This is a genomic window from Thermomonospora cellulosilytica (assembly GCF_014138835.1).
GTDB lineage: Bacteria > Actinomycetota > Actinomycetes > Streptosporangiales > Streptosporangiaceae > Thermomonospora > Thermomonospora amylolytica.
On sequence record NZ_JACJII010000001.1, the window covers coordinates 905,197 to 921,526 of the forward strand.

Here is a 16,330-nt window from a genome sequence, read left to right on the forward strand (position 1 = left end):
GATCGGCCCTTGTCCCGAGCCGGTTCGAGCGCCGGGGCGCACCCGCGTGCGACCGCGTCACGCGGCGGGTGCGGGCATCTGGAGGTGGTCGCCCCGCCAGCGTCGGCGGAGCAGCCGGTCGTGGCTGACCACGACGAGGGTGCCCTCGTAGGCGGCCAGGGCGGCCTCCAGTTCCTCGACGAGGGCGGGCGACAGGTGGTTGGTGGGCTCGTCGAGCAGGAGGACGTCGGCCGGTGCGGTGACCAGGCGGGCCAGGGCCAGCCGTTGCCGCTGCCCCGTGGACAGCCGTCCCACCGGCACCGTCAGCAGGTCGCGTTCGAACAGCCCCAGCGACAGCAGCAGGTCGATGTGGTCCTCGGCCCGCCCGGACCGGCCGCGCGCGAACGCGTTCAGCAGCGGCTCGTCCGCCTGGGGGAACACGGGATCCTGCGGCAGGTGACCGATACGGCCGCGCCGGGTCGCCCGCCCTTCGTCCGGGGCCAGGTCACCGGCGAGGACGCGCAGCAGGGTGCTCTTGCCCGCGCCGTTCGGGCCGCTGATCAGGAGCCGTTCGCCCGCCTTGACGGTGAGGCTCATGCGATCCAGCCGCCCGTTCACCCGCACGTCGGCGGCGTCCAGCACCACGCCCTCCAGGCGCGCGGCGCTCAGCGGCGGGGCGAAGCGCAGCGGCTCGGGCGGCGGGGGCACCGGATCGGCCAGCAGGCGGCGCAGGCGTTCCTCGGCGTTGCGGACCCGGCTGGCGACGGACTGCTGGACGCGGCCTCCCGCCCGGTCGTAGGCCATCTTGTTGCCGTCCTTCATCTCCCGGCCCGGGGCGACCCGGCGGGCGGTGGTCGCGGCGGCCTCGCGGAGCCGTGCCACCTCGTCCCGCCACCGGGCGTGCTCCTGCGCCCAGCGTCTGCGGGCCGCCGCCTTCTCGGCCAGGTAGCCCGCGTAGCCGTTGCCGTACCGGACGACCCGCCGCCGGTCGGCGTCCACCTCCACCAGGCCGGTGGTGACGCGTTCCAGGAAGACCCGGTCGTGGGAGACCGCCACGGTGGTGCCGCGGCGGGTCCGCAGGTACTCCTCCAGCCAGGTCAGGGCGTTGTCGTCGAGGTGGTTGGTCGGCTCGTCCAGCAGCAGCACCTCCGGCCCGGCCGCCAGGACGGACGCCAGCCGCAGCCGCACCCGCTGGCCGCCCGACAGGCCGCCCACCGCGCGGTCGCGGTCGAGCCGTCCCAGGCCCAGGCCGTGCAGGGCGCGTTCCATCCGGGCGTCGGCGTCGTAGCCGCCGCGCAGTTCGAAGACCGTCAGCAGGTCCCCGTACTCGGCCAGGCCCGACTCGTCGCCGCCGGCCATCTCCGCCTCCAGGCGGCGCATCCGGCCCTCGATCGCCCGCAGCTCGTGCAGGGCGCGGTCGATGACCTGCTGCACGGTCAGCCGCGGGTCCAGCCGCCCGTCCTGGGCGAAGTAGCCGACGCCACCGTCGGCCCGGACGACGATCTCCCCCTGGTCGGGGCGTTCCCGCCCGGCCAGCAGGCGGAGCAGGGTGGTCTTGCCGGAGCCGTTCTCCCCGACGATCCCGGTGCGCTCGTTCGCGGGGAACGAGCACGTCACCGCGTCAAGGACGGGCCTTCCCCGGTACGCCTTGGTGACGGCGAGCGCGGTGAGCTGGGTGGACATGGAGGCGCTCCGAAGCATTCGAGGGCGGGCACGAGACCGGGCGAACGCTTCGGAAGAGCATCGGGCGACTCCGTTAGTGCGACAACTGTTGCATTAAGATGGTGCCATGCCGTCCACCCCGACCGCAACTCCCGCCCGCCGCCCCGGGGGCCGCACCGCCCGCATCCGCGCCCAGGTCCTCGCGGCGGTCCGCGCCCAGCTCGTCGAGCACGGGTACGACGAGCTCACCGTCGACGCCGTCGCCGCCCGCGCAGGCGTCCACCGCACGACCGTCTACCGCCGCTGGCGCGACGTGGGGGGCCTGCTCGCCGACGTCCTCGACGAGGCGGGCGACGACGGCTGGCGGCCTCCGGACACCGGCTCCCTGGAGGGCGACCTGGCCGCCCTCAACCAGGAGGTCTTCGACGCGCTGACCGCCGACCCTCCGATCACCGCGGCCCTGATCGCCGCCTCGTTCCGCTCCGAGGAGGCAGCCCGCGCGCTCCGGCGCTTCTGGGAGGACCGCTACACCCGCTGCGAACCCGTGGTCGCCCGCGCCGTCCAGCGCGGCGAGATCCCCCCGGGCACCGACCCCCGCGCCCTCCTCATCGCCGCGACCGCCCCCCTCTACCACCGGCTCGTCCTGCTCCGGACCCCGCCCGATCCCGATCTCCCCGTCCAGGCGGCCCGCTCCACCGCCCGAGCCGCCACCGCCGGCGCCTTCAGCCCCGAAGAATCCCCCAGCGCTCGCTAGCACCGGGGCTCGGGTCTGCGTTCCACGGGTCCCCGCACAATCGGGGCGGCATGACGCCCTCACGAAGAGACAGCGCAGGCGATCCCGGCTGCGCCGAAGCCCACCGCCGCCGGGCAACGGCCGGGTGGCGGCCGGGATTCAGGGCTCGCGGGCGGCGGTGCCCGTGGCGGGCCGCGGAAGGTCGTGGGAGGCCGTGGCGATCACCTCGTCCAGGACCTCGCGGGAGCGGAGCAGGTCGTTGATCATCCGGTCGATGCGGGCGCGTTCCTCGACGAGGTCGGCGATCAGGCGGGGGGTGGCGATCTCCGAGGGGCCGCCGTCGGCGTCGCGCATGCAGGGGAGCAGTTGGGCGATCTTCTTGCTGTTCAGCCCCGCCGCGAACAGTTCCTGGATGCGGATGACCCGGTCGACGGCGCTCTCGGGGTACTCGCGGTGGCCGCCGGGGGTGCGTTCGGACGCCAGCAGCCCCTGCTTCTCGTAGTAGCGGAGCGAACGCTCGCTCACGCCGGTCCGCCTGGCCAGTTCGCCGATCCGCATCGCCCACCCCGCTCGCCGGTCCGGGACTTGAACCTAACACCGGTGTCACTTTTTACGGTACGGGCATGACGAACACACCGGCAACCTCCGACCTGTTCGCGCCCGCCCGGCTCGGTCCGCTGCACCTGCCCAACCGGCTGGTGATGGCGCCGATGACCCGCAACCGCGCCGCCGCCGACGGCACCCCGACCCCGCTCATGGCCGCCTACTACGCCCAGCGCGCCTCCGCCGGGCTGATCATCGCCGAGGCCACCACGCCGAACGCGGTGGGCCGGACGTACCCCGACATCCCGGCGATCCACGACCCGGCGCACGTGGCCGGATGGCGGCGGGTCACCGGGGCGGTGCACGCCGCCGGCGGCCGGATGTTCCTGCAACTGCAGCACGGCGGCCGCATCGGCCACCCCGACAACAGCGGGCTGACCCCGCTCGCCCCCTCGCCGATCCCGCTGCCGGACACCGTCTTCACCCGCGGCGGGCACCGTCCGGCCGTGGTGCCGCTGGAGATGACCGCGGGTGACATCCGTTCCACCGTGGCCGACTTCGCCGCCGCCGCCCGCAACGCCGTCGAGGCGGGCTTCGCCGGGGTGGAGGTGCACGCCGCCAACGGCTACCTCATCCACCAGTTCCTGGCGCGCGGCACCAACCACCGCACCGACGCCTACGGCGGCCCGGTGGCGGGCCGCATCCGTTTCGCGGTCGAGGTCGTACGGGCGGTCGCCGACGCGATCGGCCCCGAACGGGTCGGCGTGCGGATCTCCCCCGGCTTCACCGGCAACGGCATGGACGAGGGCGACACCGACGACATCTACCCCGCCCTCGTCGACGCGCTGGCGGGCATGGGCCTGGCCTACCTGCACGTCGTCTTCGCCGACCCCGGCCAGCCCCTCTTCCACACCATCCGGAACCGCTGGCCCGGCACCCTGATCGCCAACCCGGCACTGCCGTGGCCCGGTCCCCTCCCCGCCGACGGCGGCCGCCACGAGGCCGAACGCCTCCTGGCCGCGGGCGCCGACCTGATCTCCCTCGGCCGCGCCTTCCTCGCCAACCCCGACCTGGTCGAACGCCTGCGCATCGGCGCCCCGCTCAACCCGGTACGGGACGAGCACCTGATGTACGTGGGCGGCGAGACCGGCTACACCGACTACCCCTTCCTCACCCGGCCGCGGAGAGGATCGCGTCCTGACCGCCCGAGTCCACGCCCCTGTGCCGAGCAGCCCACGAGGCCGGTTCCCCGCCCGGGAACCGGCCTCGTGATCGATCCGGCCCGGCGTGGCTTCCGAGACGGACGGCAGGCCGTACCAGGACCCGGACGCCGCACCGTAGATCATCGCCGCCGGGGTCCGTCGTCTCGCCGCCATCGGCTCTATGTAGGTTGTCATACATAAATCCGGTACGGCCGGAACATCCGTCCTGCTTGGAGGAGACAGCGTGACCGAGATCGACGCTCCGCCGCATCCGTTCGACGCGGCCATCGCGCTCACCCCTGTGGCCGACGGCCGCATGCGGAGCCGGACCCGGCCGGAGTACGCGAACATGGTCGGCCCCTTCGGCGGCATCACCGCCGCCGCTCTCGTGCAGGCCGTCCAGCGGCACCCCGACCGGCTCGGCGATCCGATCTCCCTCACCGTCAACTACGCCGCCCCCATCGCCGACGGGGACTTCGACATCACCGCGCGGGCCGTGCGCACCAACCGCACCAACCAGCACTGGCTGCTCGAACTGACGCAGGACGGCGTCGTCACGACCACCGCCACCGCGGTGTTCGGCGTCCACCGCGACACGTGGTCGGACACCGAACTCGACATGCCGCGGGTGCCGTCGCCGGACGCCGTTCCCCTCCGGGGCTTCCCGGACTTCATCGCGTGGGCCCGCAACTACGAGATGCGGTTCGTCGAGGGCGCCGTGCCGGACCAGGACGCCGGCGAACACCCGGACTCGACCACGACCCTGTGGGTGCGCGACGCCCCGGCCCGCCCCCTCGACTTCCCGGCGCTGACGGCGTTGTGCGACGTGTTCTATCCCCGGGTGTTCCTGCGGCGCGGCCGGTACATGGCGGCCGGCACCGTCTCCTTCACCGTGTACTTCCACGCCGACGCCGAGGAGATCGCGGCCCAAGGCGACGACTACGTCCTGGGCACCGCGCGCGCCCACCGCTTCTCACGCGGCTACTTCGACCAGACCGCCCAGATGTGGGGCCGCAACGGCACCCTCCTGGCGACCACCCACCAACTGGTCTACTTCAAGGACTGACCCCCCGGCACGAACAACGTCCCGCACCCTCCGCCGCGCCAAGGAGCCCTGACACTCCCGCGACGGCGAATTCCGATGGGTATGGGCTAGTAGACCCAGGCTTCCGTGCCGGGCCAGCGGCCGTCGGTGGTGGGCGGGGTGACCGTGGCGTCCGCCGTGAACACCAGGGGACCGTCGCCCCAGAGGTCGTAGAGCACGAGCAGTGAGTCCTGTGCCCAGGCGCAGGGACCGTCCTCGGTGTTGTATCCGGGGGTGTCGTCCGGGGTGGAACGGCCACAGGGACAGACCCCTGCAGGAGGTGGGCAGGGGGTGGGGCGGCCCAGCAGCATGGCTTCCCACCGCTGGTCCCCCACGGCCGCGTGTTCCAGGTGCCGCTGGATGTCGGAGAACACCTCGAAGCCGGCCCCGTCCTCCTCGAAGTGCTCGTCCAGTGCCTCGGCGAGCTTGTCGTGGCCCTGGCTGTGCCAGCCGGTCTTGTAGTTCGCGGTCAGGAACAGCGTCCGATGCAGGCGTACGGGTACCGGCCGGTCGGGTTCGGGACCGAAGCCGAGGCCGCCGAGATAGTCCAGGCCGGCCGGCGGCTGGACGGTCCGCAGCCGGTCCGAGGCGACATCGGCGTACAGGACGACATGGTCGGGGTCGGCGCCGGCGCCCTTCTCGTCACGGAAGAACCACAGCCGGCCGCTGGACGGCAGCCACCCCGCGTCCGCCACGCCGGGCACCTCGGCAAGGTCGATCTGTGCCGTGAAGCAGAGCGCGGCCTCACGGTCGGGTGCGACACGGACGGTGGGCCAGGACATGCCCTCGGGCAGATCCGGCAGCCCGCCGATGCGCGAACCACCGACGACGGAAGGCGCGTCACGCACCGGGCTGAGCAGCCAGGCCGGGCGCACGAGGGCACGGATCTTGTCCGTGAGTTCGGCGGCTTCGTCATCCGGCAGCTCGGATTCCTCGCGTACGGCCGCGGTGAGCATCGCGTCCAGGTCGTCCGGAAGCAGATGACGGTTGCCGGGCCCGGCGGACAAGATCGACATGGCCCGTAGGCTAACGCAACGCGCACAAGGGGAGGGCTGCGTACAGCCGCTGGTCGCAGACCCGTGGTCACGCCGCCGGTCTTCGGGGCCGTGGCGGCGAAGGCACGCTGTCACCGGACCGGGAAGAGCCGGGTGCGGGCCTCGGAAAACGAGGACGTCCAGGCCGGCCCGTGCGGACCGGCCTGGACGTCACTCAGGCGGGATCAGGACAGGTCGAACCGGTCGAGGTTCATCACCTTGTCCCACGCCGCGACGAAGTCGCGCACGAACTTCTCCTTGGCGTCGTCGCTCGCGTACACCTCGGCGAGCGCCCGCAGCTCGGAGTTGGACCCGAAGACCAGGTCGACCCGGGTGCCGGTCCACTTGACCTCGCCCGTGGCGTCGTCACGGGCCTCGAAGGTCGAGGCGTCCTCGGAGGTCGGCCGCCACGTGACGCCCAGGTCGAGCAGGTTCACGAAGAAGTCGTTGGTCAGCTTCTCCGGGGTCTCGGTGAAGACGCCGAACTTGGACTGCTTGTAGTTCGCGCCCAGCACGCGCAGACCGCCGACCAGGACCGTCATCTCGGGCGCGCTCAGGGTGAGCAGGTTGGCCTTGTCGATGAGCAGGTACTCGGCGGGCAGGCGCTGGCCCTTGCCGACGTAGTTGCGGAACCCGTCCGCCTTCGGCTCGAGCGCCGCGAAGGACTCGACGTCGGTCTGCTCCTGCGAGGCGTCCATGCGACCCGGGGTGAAGGGCACCTCGATGTCGTAGCCCGCGTCCCTGGCGGCCTTCTCGACGGCCGCGCAGCCGCCGAGCACCACCAGGTCGGCGAAGGAGACCCGCTTGCCGCCGGTCTGGGCGGAGTTGAAGGCCTCCTGGATGCCCTCCAGGGTGCGGATCACGGTGGCGAGCTGGTCGGGCTCGTTGACCTCCCAGTCGACCTGCGGCTGCAGGCGGATGCGCCCGCCGTTGGCGCCGCCGCGCTTGTCGCTGCCGCGGAACGACGAGGCCGCCGCCCACGCGGTGGAGACCAGCTGCGAGACCGACAGGCCCGAGGCGAGGATCCGCTCCTTGAGGGAGGCGATGTCGGCGGCGTCGATGAGCTCGTGGTCCACCGCCGGGATCGGGTCCTGCCAGATCAGCACCTCGTCGGGGACCTCCGGGCCGAGGTAGCGCTGGATCGGGCCCATGTCACGGTGGGTCAGCTTGAACCACGCGCGGGCGAAGGCGTCGGCGAACTCGTCCGGGTTCTCCAGGAAGCGCCGCGAGATCTGCTCGTAGATCGGGTCGAACCGGAGCGCGAGGTCGGTCGTGAGCATCGTCGGCGCGTGCGTCTTCGACGGGTCGTGGGCGTCGGGAACGGTCCCGGCGCCGGCGCCGTCCTTCGGCCGCCACTGGTGCGCGCCGGCGGGGCTCTTGAACAGCTCCCACTCGTACTTGAACAGGGTCTCGAAGAAGCTGTTGTCCCACTTGGTCGGGGTGGGCGTCCAGATGCCCTCGAGCCCGCTGGTGATCGTGTCCGCGCCCTTGCCGGTGCCGTAGCCGCTCTTCCAGCCCAGGCCCTGCTCCTCGATCGGGGCGGCCTCGGGCTCGGGGCCGACGTGGTCGGCCGGGCCGGCGCCGTGCGTCTTGCCGAAGGTGTGGCCACCGGCGACCAGGGCGACCGTCTCCTCGTCGTTCATCGCCATGCGGCGGAACGTCTCGCGGATGTCGCGGGCCGCGGCGATCGGGTCCGGGTTGCCGTTCGGGCCCTCCGGGTTGACGTAGATCAGGCCCATCTGGACCGCGGCCAGCGGCTCCTCCAGCTCCCGGTCGCCGCTGTAGCGCTCGTCGCCGAGCCAGGTGCTCTCGGGACCCCAGTAGACGTCCTCCTCGGGCTCCCAGACGTCCTCACGGCCGCCGGCGAAGCCGAAGGTCTTGAAGCCCATCGTCTCCAAGGCGACGTTGCCGGCCAGGATCATCAGGTCGGCCCACGAGATCTTCTGGCCGTACTTCTTCTTGACCGGCCACAGCAGCCGGCGGGCCTTGTCGAGGTTGGCGTTGTCCGGCCAGCTGTTGAGGGGCGCGAAGCGCTGCTGGCCGGCCCCGGCGCCGCCGCGGCCGTCGCTGATGCGGTAGGTGCCCGCGCTGTGCCACGCCATCCGGATGATGAACGGGCCGTAGTGGCCGAAGTCGGCGGGCCACCAGTCCTGCGAGGTGGTGAGCACCTCGGCGATGTCCCGCTTCACGGCGGCCAGGTCCAGGCTCTGGAACGCCTCGGCGTAGTTGAAGTCCTTGTCGAGGGGGTTGGCCTCGGCGGGGTTCTTGGCGAGGATCTTCAGGTTGAGCCGGTTCGGCCACCAGCCGCGGTTGCCGCCGCCCTCGGTGGGGTGCGAGGCGCGGCCGTGCGCCACCGGGCAGCGGCCTTCGCTCTCCGTGACCTCTTCGGGGGTCGGTGTGACGACTTCGTTGTTCTCAGACACTGGGCATCCTTCCAGGGGCCAAGCGGAGTTGATCAGGAACTCTGTGCGGTGGAGCAGCCGGGGCACAGGCCCCAGTAGATGACCTCGGCCTCGTCGATCGAGAAGCCGCGGTCGTCGGACGCGGTCAGGCAGGGCGCCTCACCGACGGCGCAGTCGACGTCGGCGATGGCCCCGCACGACCGGCACACGACGTGGTGGTGGTTGTCCCCGACCCGCGACTCGTAGCGCGCCACGGAGCCGGGCGGCTGGATGCGCCGTACCAGACCCGCCGCCGTCAGCACGCGCAGCGAGTCGTACACGGCCTGGTGGGACACCGTCGGAAGCTCCCCGCGCACGACGCCGATGATCGAGTCGGTGTCGGCATGCGGATGCGCGTGCACCGCGCTGAGCACCGCCACCCGGGGACGGGTCACGCGCAGAGCGGCCCCGCGCAACATCTGCTGGAAGTCCGAGCTCGTGGCCACGCCCCACAGACTGGACCATTTTCTGGAATCAGTCAAGATTACGGCCGACCCAACTTCTGGACACGCTCAAGACTCCAGCTCGGCGGCCCTCACCCCCGGCCGAGCTCGGCTCCCACCGCACGAAGCCTTGCACGGCAGGGCGGAGACGGCGGCCGAAGACCGACCGAGGCTCGGAGGATGCCTTCCCTTCCGACCCGCCCGTGATGGACGAAGCCCTGGTCCGTGTCCGGTAGATCTTGCGGCGCGCCCTCCAGGGTGAAGCCGATCCTCCACCTCTTTGACCGCCGGGCATAGCCTCACCGTGTGAACCGGACCGATCGGCTGTACGCGCTGGTGGAGGAACTCCGGGCGGTCGCTCCCCAGGGCCGCAGCGCCCGGTGGCTGGCCGGGCGCTTCGAGGTCAGCATGCGCACCATCGAGCGCGACATCAGCGCCCTGCAGCAGGCGGGCCTGCCGATCACCGCCCAGCCGGGCAGGCGGGGAGGGTACATGCTGGACAAGGCCATGACCCTGCCGCCGCTGAACTTCACCCCGGCCGAGGCGCTCGCCATGGCCGTGGCGCTCGGCCAGATCGACCGCACGCCCTTCGCCCGCGAGGCCCGCAGCGCGCTGCGCAAGATCGTGGCCGTCATGCCCGACGCGTCCGCCCGGCGGGCCCGCGAGCTCACCGCCACCGTGCGCCTTCTCCAGCCCGCCGCCGACCCCCTGGACACGTCGGTCGCGGAGGCGGTGCGGCAGGCGGTGCAGCACCGGCGCGTCCTGCGGATCGAGTACGTCGACGTCCGCGGCGAGCGGACGACGCGCGAGGTCGAGCCGCAACTGCTGGTCGCGGGTCCTCGGGGCTGGTACCTGACCGGCTGGTGCCGCCTGCGGCAGGACGTCCGCGCCTTCCGCCTGGACCGGGTCCGCTCGGCCGTGCAGACGTCGGAGGGGTTCGCCGAACGACCCTCGGACCTGGACACGTCCGCTCCACCGGAGCTGATCTCCCGCATCCCCGTCTGGGAGTGAAACCCGCGGAAACACCGACATAGGGGTGTCGCCCGGGTGGGAGAAGGTGGCCGGTGCGCCCGCATCCGCAGGCGCACGCCTTCTTCCTGGAGATGACGATGAGCATGCCCCCCTACGGATCCGTCGCCTGGTTCGAGATCGCCACCGACGATCCGGACGCCGCCCAGCGCTTCTACGGCGAGGTGTTCGGCTGGCAGGTCGCCGCCGACCCGCAGGCCGGCGAGGCCGGCACGGACTATCGGCTGATCACCACGGCGGGCGGTGACGCTCCGGCCGGGGGCATCCTGGGCACCGGCGGCACGATGCCGGGGCACGCCGTGTTCTCGGTCGCCGTACGCGACGTGCAGGAGGTCTGCGCCTCGGTCGAACGGCTCGGCGGCACGGTGGTGGCACGGCACGAGGCGTCCGAGGGCGGGCCCGCGAACGCCTACCTGCGTGACCCCTCCGGCAATCTGTTCGGAGTGTTCTCTCCTCCGGCCGAGGCGTGAGAGCACGGCCCGGCGGCGCGGAGCAGATCCCTCGCCGCCGGACCGCAGCACCCCGTCACCGGCGAACGAGGAGGAGACCCATGACACGGCAGGACGTTCTGACCGTCGAGGAGCTCCTGAAGGGGCATGACCCGCGCGTCGTCAAGGCGGCGCTGTGGCTGCGGGAACTGGTGACGACGGCGATTCCCGACGCCCGCGAGAAGGTGTGGCCCGGCTGGCACGGCTTCGGCTACCACCATCCGCAGGCCGGTCACCTCTGTGGCGTCTTCCCCCGCGAGCGCACCGTCTCCCTGTTCTTCGAACACGGCGCGCACCTGCCCGACCCTGCGTCCATCCTCACCGGCTCCGGGAGCCGAGGCCGCTCCGTCGTCGTCGAACGGGCCGGTCAACTCCCCGCCGACCAGATCATCGCCCTGATCGACGCCGCAGTCGACCACCGCCGCACGTGAGGAGCCGCCCCGCACCTTCCGGCACGGCGAATCGAAGGTTGAGACGCATCGGAAAAGGAGTCACCTTCTTCGATCCGTCGCGTCGGCTCGGCCTTTCGGAATTTGGCGTTCAAGGCGTCGTCGATGGCCTTTGACGCCTCACCGATTCGCCGCCATCCCGAGCACCGGAAATCGCCTATTACTCGTGCCGCCTCCGGCAGCCCCGCCGGAGGCGGCGAGGTCGCATCACGCGACGGCGGTCCCCTCGAGCTCGACCATCAGGTCGGGGATCGCCAGCCGTGTCACCCCGAGCATCGTGGTGGACGGTGCCACCCCGGCGGCGCCCAACCGCGACGCCAGCACGCCGTAGTGCTCGAAGAGCCGATCGACGTCGGTGGTGTAGACGTTGAGCCGGACGAGGTTCGCGAGGGACATGCCGGCCTCGCCGAGCACGGCCTCCAGGTTGTCGAGGCTCAGCGCCAACTGCGCCGCCATGTCACCGGCATGCCGGGGCCTGCCGTCGCCGCCCATCGCGGTCTGCCCGGCGCAGTACAGGGTCCGGGTGTTCCCGGAGACGATCTCCCCCTGGTTGTACCCCAGCTCCACCGACCACGCCCACGGGTTGACCGCCGTCCGCTCCATTGCCACATCAGCTCCATTCGATTCGTCGACATCACGCACGCCGACCGACTCGGTAGCCGCCATTTTTTGGCCGCGCTGATGAGCCTCCCAGCAAATCACGACATCCTGTGTCGTGTATTCCAACAGAATCCTCATATGCGCCCCGACCGAGCGGTCGTCTATCGCCGCCTGGTCGCCCCGGGCGGAAGGGCGTCCGGCAGACCGCGCATCGGCACCGCGAGCCCATGACAGCCCCCACCAACCACCCGACCGGCCGTTCCCTGGCGTCGCGCAGATCGCGGTCGTGGAGCGAACGGACGGCCGCCGGACGGCGCCCGCCCGGGGCCTGTGACGTGTGCCTGGCGACCGTGGGATGCCGGGGGATGACGTTCGGTCTCACGGTCGAAGCACGGTCGAACGATCAAGAGGCCGGTCCCCTGTGCTTGGGAACCGGCCTCTCACCAGTGTCGGGGTGGCGGGATTTGAACCCACGACCTCTTCGTCCCGAACAAGGTCAACCCTGCTGAGCTACCTGGGCGATCAAGGTCTGACCAGGTAGAAGCCTCTGCCTCACTCAGCTTGGCCCTTCCTGACCCAGTCTGGCAAGCAAGATCATCTCCCAGATTTCTCCCAGGAGGGTCATGCCGTCCGCAGCCGATCCCGGCCCCGGCGACCAGGCGATCGCCGCCCTGGCGCGCGTCGCCGAACTGCACACCCCGGCGCTGATCGCGCACGCCACCCAGCACGCCACCGGCGCCGTAGGGCTGGTGTTCGGGTGCGCGCACTGCAACACCCTGGGCCAGCAGCTCGGCGAGCAGGCCGCGCACTTCGTCGCCTGGCCCTGCCCCACCCTCACGGTCGCGTTCCCCGACGTGTTCGGGAGCACCGGCCCGTCCTGACACACAGCGGCCCCGGACGCGGTGATTCCGCCACCGGCCGGGGCCTGGATCCGAGACCCGCACAGGAGGTCCGAACCCATGAGCAAGTCTGTCACCCCGCCGCCGGACGGCGGCACCCCGAGCGCTGACCACGACTCCCGGTTCACGGTCGGCCTGATCTACGACGTGTTCCAGGTGCTGGAGCGGCACGGCTACCAGCGGCCGGTCGACGAGAACGACCGCAACCGCGCGACCGGCCGCTCCGCCGCGGCGCTCCTGCGGCTGGTGAGGGCGTTCGAGGGCATCACCGAGGACGGTGCCCTGTGAGCGCCGGGGACCGCGCCATCCGCGCCCTGGCCGCCGCCACCGTCGTCGGCATCGGCGGCATCGCCGCGGTGATCTCCTACCGGCACGCCCTCGGCGTCGCCCAGGCGCACGGCGAGACCGGCGTCACCGCATACCTCACGCCACTGACAATCGACGGCCTGGTGTTCGTGGCGAGCATGGTGATGCTCGACTCGGCCCGCCGCCGCCAGCAGTCCCCGGCGCTGGCCCGTCTCGCCCTGGCGCTGGGCATCGGCGCCACCGTGGCTGTCAACGTCCTGCACGGCCTGGAGCACGGCCCGGTCGGCGCGGTCATCGCCGCCTGGCCGGCCGTGACGCTGGTGGTCGTCGTGGAATTGCTCATGGGGATGATCCGGCGCGGCCGGACCGTCCCCTCGAAGGCGCCCGCCGACCCGGCCCCCGCCGTCGACGAGGACGCACCCGAGCCCGTACCCGCCGGGTACGAGCTGTGGGAGTCGATGCCGCCGGCGGACCCCGCCTGGTGGCCGCTGCCGAAGATCACCACGCCGCCCCGGCCCGCCGACGAGGCGCCCGTACCCGCCGCGCCCGAGCCCGTACCCGCGGCCGTACCCGAGCCGGATACGCACCAGCGGCAGGCGGCCGAGGTGTTCGCCGACGAGATCGCCGCGGGGCGGGTGCCGTCGATCCGAGCGATCCGCCGGGCGCTGCGCGTCGGTCAGCCGCGCGCCCAGCAGGTACGGGCGTACCTGGCCGTACTCGCCGAGCACGGCACCGTACCCGCCGCCCAGTAACCCGCACTCACGCAGGAGACCACCATGCCAACCCACGACGTTGACCGGCTGCTCGCCGAGCTGGCGGCGGTGACCGCCGAGCGGGACAAGCTGGCCGCCGAGCTGAAGGAGATCCGCAGGGGCGTCCCGCCGTTCGGCGGGGTGCTGTACGAGGTCATCGGCCGCGCCAAGGAGGGCGCCGACGAGCACGAGCTGGTGCGACAGATCGAGCGGCGGCTGCTGCACCCGCTGGCCGCCGAGCTGCGGGAGGCGCGCGCCCGCGTCGAGACGCTGCAGACCCGGCTGATCCGGGCGAAGCGCGGGCGCTGGTAGGCCAGCGGCAACCGACCGATGCCCGGCCCCGGGCTCACCGACCAAAGCAGCGCCCGGGGCCGGTCCCTCGAACAAGGGAGAGACCAGGATGACGGACACGACGATCGACCGCCACGCCATCACCGAGAACCTGATGCCGCCGGGTACGAATACGCGCCCGAGGTACGGCCGGATCGCAGAACTCGAGCACTCCGAACTCGGGCTGGAGACGCACGGCGACCCGCTGGTCCGGTTGGCGTGCCGGACCTGCAACCCCCTGCCGAAGCGGGCGGCGCGGCTGGCCCAGATGACCGCCCGCGGGGTGGTCGTACCCGCGTTCAGGTACGGGCGGGTGCACGCCGGGTACGCCGTACTCGGCACGGTGCGCGCCGCCCGTGCCGGATGGCGGTGGGTGACCGCCGCCGAACTCTCCCAGCACCTCGGCGCCCGCCCCGAGATGGTCGTCCGAGAGCGGGCCCGCCGCCGGCGGGTGGCCGCGTGGGCGGGCGGGATCGTCGCCGCGGTGGTGGTGCTACTGGTCGTCGTCGCGCCGGGCCTGGCGGTGCTGCTGCTGGTCGTCATCCTCGGCGCCGTGGCGGCCGTCGAGGGCCGCCTGCGGCGGGTCGAGACCGAAGGGTCGGACGGCCGAGGGATCGGCACGCACCCGTCCGGCCGGGCCGTGCGGGCGGCGGTGGCCGCCGCCAAGCTCGGCAAGACCGAGGACATCCGCGTCATCGGGCCCGTGGCCCGGGACGCGGACCGGGCGTGGACGGCGGTGGTCGAACTCCCGGCGGGGGTGACCGCCGAGCAGGCCCGCAAGCGGCAGCCCGCGCTGGCCTCGGCGTTCGGTGTCGACCTGGCCCAGCTCGCCGTCGACCCGGTCCGCGGGCACACCGGCCGGGTCACCCTGTGGTGCGCCGACGCCGACCCGCTGTCCGGCGCGTCGATCCCCTCGCCGCTGCCCGAGCGGGCCGGGGCGTTCGACGTGTGGCACGAGAAGGTCGCGGTCGGGGTGGACGTGCGCGGCCGGCCGGTGGCGTTCGCGCTGCCCGAGCGCAGCATCCTGACCGGCGGCGAGCCGGGCGCCGGCAAGAGCGTCGGGTGTCACAACGTGCTCGGCGCGGTGGCGCTGGACCCGCGGGTGCCGCTGTGGATCGCGGACGGCAAGGGCGGCGCGGACCTGATGGACTACGAGCCGATCGCCGCCAGGTTCCTGCCCGACCCGGACCCGGCGGCGATGCTGGAGATGATCCGGGACGCCCAGGACGACATGGCCGACCGGTACCGGCGGCTGCGGGCGATCGGCGCCAAGAAGCTCACCGGGGACGTAGCCGCGCAGCTCGGCATCGAGCTGTCGGTGTTCCACATCGACGAGCTGCAGTTCTTCGCCGCCTCGGACCTGGGCAAGGAGATCGTCAACGGGCTGTGGGACCTGGTGTCCCGGGGCCGCGCGGCCGGGTGGGTGGTGTCGGTGGCCACGCAACGCCCGTCCGGCGACGTCATCCCGACCAAGCTGCGGGACATCCTGTCGATCCGGTGGGCGCTGCGGTGCACCACCCCGGAAGCCTCGGACACGATCCTGGGCCGCGGCTGGGCCGGGCAGGGCTACAGCGCCCACCGCATCGACTCCACCCAGCGCGGCGCCGGGCTGCTGCTGGCCGAGGGGTCGATGCCGGTCGCGATGCGCACGTACCTGATCGGCGACCGGGACGTCACCGCGCTCACCCGCCGGGCGTACCGGCTGCGGGAGCAGGCCGGGACGCTGCCCAAGTCCGACGCCCGGCCCGGGGTGCGGCTGCTCAAGGCGATCCTCACGGTGATGGGCCAGGCCGAGAAGGTCCCCACCACGCTGCTGCTGGAGAAGCTCCCGATGCTCGGCCCGTTCGAGGGATGGGACGCCACCCGGCTCGCCGACGAACTGCGGCCGCTCGGGGTGCGGCCGGCCGACCAGTGGATCGACGGGCGCAACCAGCGCGGGTACCGCCGCGCCGACGTCGAACGGGCGTTCGAACGCGCCTAGGAACGGTCCTAGCCCACGTGCGAGGGGGCCCTAGATCTCGGGTGGCAGGCCCGAGGTTCTCGGGTCCCCTGCGCGTTTCCTAGGAGGCCACTGACCTGCGATCTCGGGTATCTCGGGGGCCTCGAAGGGTGGTCGTCACTTCTTCTTCCGGTCCGGCCGCTTGATGTACTTCTCCAGCTCCTCGTTGACGACCTCGGTGATCGTGCGGCCCTCACGCTCGGCCTTCTTCTTCGCGGCCTCCCATCGCTCATCGGGGATGCGGATGCCCCGCGATGGGTGCCTGTGTCGATCGGCCATGCCGCTCCCCCTGTGGCTATCCATGTGGCTATCCAGATGGCTATCCACAAACTTTGCCTGACCTGTTGCGACATCACC

17 protein-coding genes and 1 pseudogene are annotated in these 16,330 nt (G+C 72.3%); 11 read left to right on the forward strand and 7 right to left on the reverse strand.

The window, feature by feature from the left end; translation table 11 throughout:
- Window positions 1–57: 57 nt before the first annotated feature.
- On the reverse strand, window positions 58–1,662 hold the full coding sequence (gene abc-f / locus HNR21_RS04240; RefSeq protein ID WP_182704141.1) for a ribosomal protection-like ABC-F family protein: 1,605 nt from the start codon (window positions 1,660–1,662) through the stop codon (window positions 58–60).
- Between the two features lie 106 nt (window positions 1,663–1,768).
- Between abc-f and HNR21_RS04245 the strand changes: the two genes are divergently transcribed.
- The gene (locus tag HNR21_RS04245) at window positions 1,769–2,395 is read left to right on the forward strand and encodes a TetR/AcrR family transcriptional regulator (RefSeq protein WP_182704142.1); all 627 of its coding nucleotides are present in this window, start codon (window positions 1,769–1,771) and stop codon (window positions 2,393–2,395) included.
- A 138-nt stretch (window positions 2,396–2,533) separates the two neighbouring features.
- On the opposite strand, the gene HNR21_RS04250 is transcribed toward HNR21_RS04245, so the two are convergent.
- On the reverse strand, window positions 2,534–2,932 hold the full coding sequence (locus HNR21_RS04250) for a MerR family transcriptional regulator (RefSeq protein ID WP_182704143.1): 399 nt from the start codon (window positions 2,930–2,932) through the stop codon (window positions 2,534–2,536).
- A 65-nt stretch (window positions 2,933–2,997) separates the two neighbouring features.
- Here HNR21_RS04250 and HNR21_RS04255 point away from each other — a divergent pair.
- Window positions 2,998–4,089 (forward strand): annotated as a pseudogene (locus HNR21_RS04255) (alkene reductase); the annotation flags it as partial.
- Between the two features lie 274 nt (window positions 4,090–4,363).
- Window positions 4,364–5,185, forward strand: a complete 822-nt coding sequence (locus HNR21_RS04260) for an acyl-CoA thioesterase (protein WP_182704145.1) — start codon at window positions 4,364–4,366, stop codon at window positions 5,183–5,185.
- Window positions 5,186–5,271: 86 nt separating this feature from the next.
- Here the strand turns inward: HNR21_RS04260 and HNR21_RS04265 are convergent, their stop codons facing one another.
- From HNR21_RS04265 to HNR21_RS04275, 3 genes are all read right to left on the reverse strand, one after another.
- Window positions 5,272–6,219 (reverse strand): DUF1963 domain-containing protein, encoded by a 948-nt coding sequence (locus HNR21_RS04265; protein WP_182704146.1) that lies wholly within the window; start codon window positions 6,217–6,219, stop codon window positions 5,272–5,274.
- Window positions 6,220–6,422: 203 nt separating this feature from the next.
- Window positions 6,423–8,660, reverse strand: a complete 2,238-nt coding sequence (gene katG / locus HNR21_RS04270; protein ID WP_182704147.1) for a catalase/peroxidase HPI — start codon at window positions 8,658–8,660, stop codon at window positions 6,423–6,425.
- 32 nt (window positions 8,661–8,692) lie between these two features.
- Window positions 8,693–9,097 (reverse strand): Fur family transcriptional regulator, encoded by a 405-nt coding sequence (locus HNR21_RS04275; protein WP_220500536.1) that lies wholly within the window; start codon window positions 9,095–9,097, stop codon window positions 8,693–8,695.
- Window positions 9,098–9,427: 330 nt separating this feature from the next.
- Between HNR21_RS04275 and HNR21_RS04280 the strand changes: the two genes are divergently transcribed.
- From HNR21_RS04280 to HNR21_RS04290, 3 genes are all read left to right on the forward strand, one after another.
- Window positions 9,428–10,132 carry a helix-turn-helix transcriptional regulator gene (locus HNR21_RS04280; protein ID WP_182704149.1) on the forward strand — a complete coding sequence of 235 codons (705 nt, stop codon included), beginning with the start codon at window positions 9,428–9,430 and terminating at the stop codon, window positions 10,130–10,132.
- Window positions 10,133–10,185: 53 nt separating this feature from the next.
- Window positions 10,186–10,620, forward strand: a complete 435-nt coding sequence (locus HNR21_RS04285; RefSeq protein WP_312880840.1) for a VOC family protein — start codon at window positions 10,186–10,188, stop codon at window positions 10,618–10,620.
- 80 nt (window positions 10,621–10,700) lie between these two features.
- Window positions 10,701–11,069: a DUF1801 domain-containing protein gene (locus tag HNR21_RS04290; RefSeq protein WP_182704150.1), complete on the forward strand. Its 369-nt coding sequence runs from the start codon at window positions 10,701–10,703 to the stop codon at window positions 11,067–11,069.
- Between the two features lie 225 nt (window positions 11,070–11,294).
- Here the strand turns inward: HNR21_RS04290 and HNR21_RS04295 are convergent, their stop codons facing one another.
- On the reverse strand, window positions 11,295–11,690 hold the full coding sequence (locus HNR21_RS04295) for a RidA family protein (RefSeq protein ID WP_182704151.1): 396 nt from the start codon (window positions 11,688–11,690) through the stop codon (window positions 11,295–11,297).
- Window positions 11,691–12,310: 620 nt separating this feature from the next.
- Between HNR21_RS04295 and HNR21_RS04300 the strand changes: the two genes are divergently transcribed.
- From HNR21_RS04300 to HNR21_RS04320, 5 genes are all read left to right on the forward strand, one after another.
- Window positions 12,311–12,568 (forward strand): hypothetical protein, encoded by a 258-nt coding sequence (locus HNR21_RS04300; protein ID WP_182704152.1) that lies wholly within the window; start codon window positions 12,311–12,313, stop codon window positions 12,566–12,568.
- Window positions 12,569–12,646: 78 nt separating this feature from the next.
- Complete coding sequence (locus HNR21_RS04305; protein WP_182704153.1) at window positions 12,647–12,874, forward strand: hypothetical protein; 228 nt, start codon at window positions 12,647–12,649, stop codon at window positions 12,872–12,874.
- Window positions 12,871–13,644: a DUF2637 domain-containing protein gene (locus HNR21_RS04310; RefSeq protein WP_182704154.1), complete on the forward strand. Its 774-nt coding sequence runs from the start codon at window positions 12,871–12,873 to the stop codon at window positions 13,642–13,644. The genes HNR21_RS04305 and HNR21_RS04310 overlap by 4 nt, the downstream gene beginning before the upstream one ends.
- 24 nt (window positions 13,645–13,668) lie before the next feature.
- Window positions 13,669–13,956, forward strand: coding sequence for a hypothetical protein (locus HNR21_RS04315; RefSeq protein ID WP_182704155.1), 288 nt, complete (start codon window positions 13,669–13,671; stop codon window positions 13,954–13,956).
- Between the two features lie 88 nt (window positions 13,957–14,044).
- A complete protein-coding gene (locus HNR21_RS04320; protein ID WP_182704156.1) occupies window positions 14,045–15,955 on the forward strand; it encodes an FtsK/SpoIIIE domain-containing protein in 1,911 nt (636 codons plus the stop codon).
- 135 nt (window positions 15,956–16,090) lie between these two features.
- Here the strand turns inward: HNR21_RS04320 and HNR21_RS04325 are convergent, their stop codons facing one another.
- Window positions 16,091–16,252 (reverse strand): hypothetical protein, encoded by a 162-nt coding sequence (locus tag HNR21_RS04325; RefSeq protein ID WP_182704157.1) that lies wholly within the window; start codon window positions 16,250–16,252, stop codon window positions 16,091–16,093.
- Window positions 16,253–16,330 lie beyond the last annotated feature (78 nt).

What these genes read in the sequence shown, in the direction of transcription:
- HNR21_RS04275 (WP_220500536.1), bottom strand. Translation starts at nt 9,097, where the DNA reads ATGTTGCGCGGGGCCGCTCTGCGCGTGACCCGTCCCCGGGTGGCGGTG.
- HNR21_RS04300 (WP_182704152.1), top strand. Translation starts at nt 12,311, where the DNA reads ATGCCGTCCGCAGCCGATCCCGGCCCCGGCGACCAGGCGATCGCCGCC.
- abc-f (WP_182704141.1), bottom strand. Translation starts at nt 1,662, where the DNA reads ATGTCCACCCAGCTCACCGCGCTCGCCGTCACCAAGGCGTACCGGGGA.
- HNR21_RS04250 (WP_182704143.1), bottom strand. Translation starts at nt 2,932, where the DNA reads ATGCGGATCGGCGAACTGGCCAGGCGGACCGGCGTGAGCGAGCGTTCG.
- HNR21_RS04315 (WP_182704155.1), top strand. Translation starts at nt 13,669, where the DNA reads ATGCCAACCCACGACGTTGACCGGCTGCTCGCCGAGCTGGCGGCGGTG.
- HNR21_RS04325 (WP_182704157.1), bottom strand. Translation starts at nt 16,252, where the DNA reads ATGGCCGATCGACACAGGCACCCATCGCGGGGCATCCGCATCCCCGAT.
- HNR21_RS04295 (WP_182704151.1), bottom strand. Translation starts at nt 11,690, where the DNA reads ATGGAGCGGACGGCGGTCAACCCGTGGGCGTGGTCGGTGGAGCTGGGG.
- HNR21_RS04290 (WP_182704150.1), top strand. Translation starts at nt 10,701, where the DNA reads ATGACACGGCAGGACGTTCTGACCGTCGAGGAGCTCCTGAAGGGGCAT.
- HNR21_RS04305 (WP_182704153.1), top strand. Translation starts at nt 12,647, where the DNA reads ATGAGCAAGTCTGTCACCCCGCCGCCGGACGGCGGCACCCCGAGCGCT.
- HNR21_RS04265 (WP_182704146.1), bottom strand. Translation starts at nt 6,219, where the DNA reads ATGTCGATCTTGTCCGCCGGGCCCGGCAACCGTCATCTGCTTCCGGAC.
- HNR21_RS04320 (WP_182704156.1), top strand. Translation starts at nt 14,045, where the DNA reads ATGACGGACACGACGATCGACCGCCACGCCATCACCGAGAACCTGATG.
- HNR21_RS04245 (WP_182704142.1), top strand. Translation starts at nt 1,769, where the DNA reads ATGCCGTCCACCCCGACCGCAACTCCCGCCCGCCGCCCCGGGGGCCGC.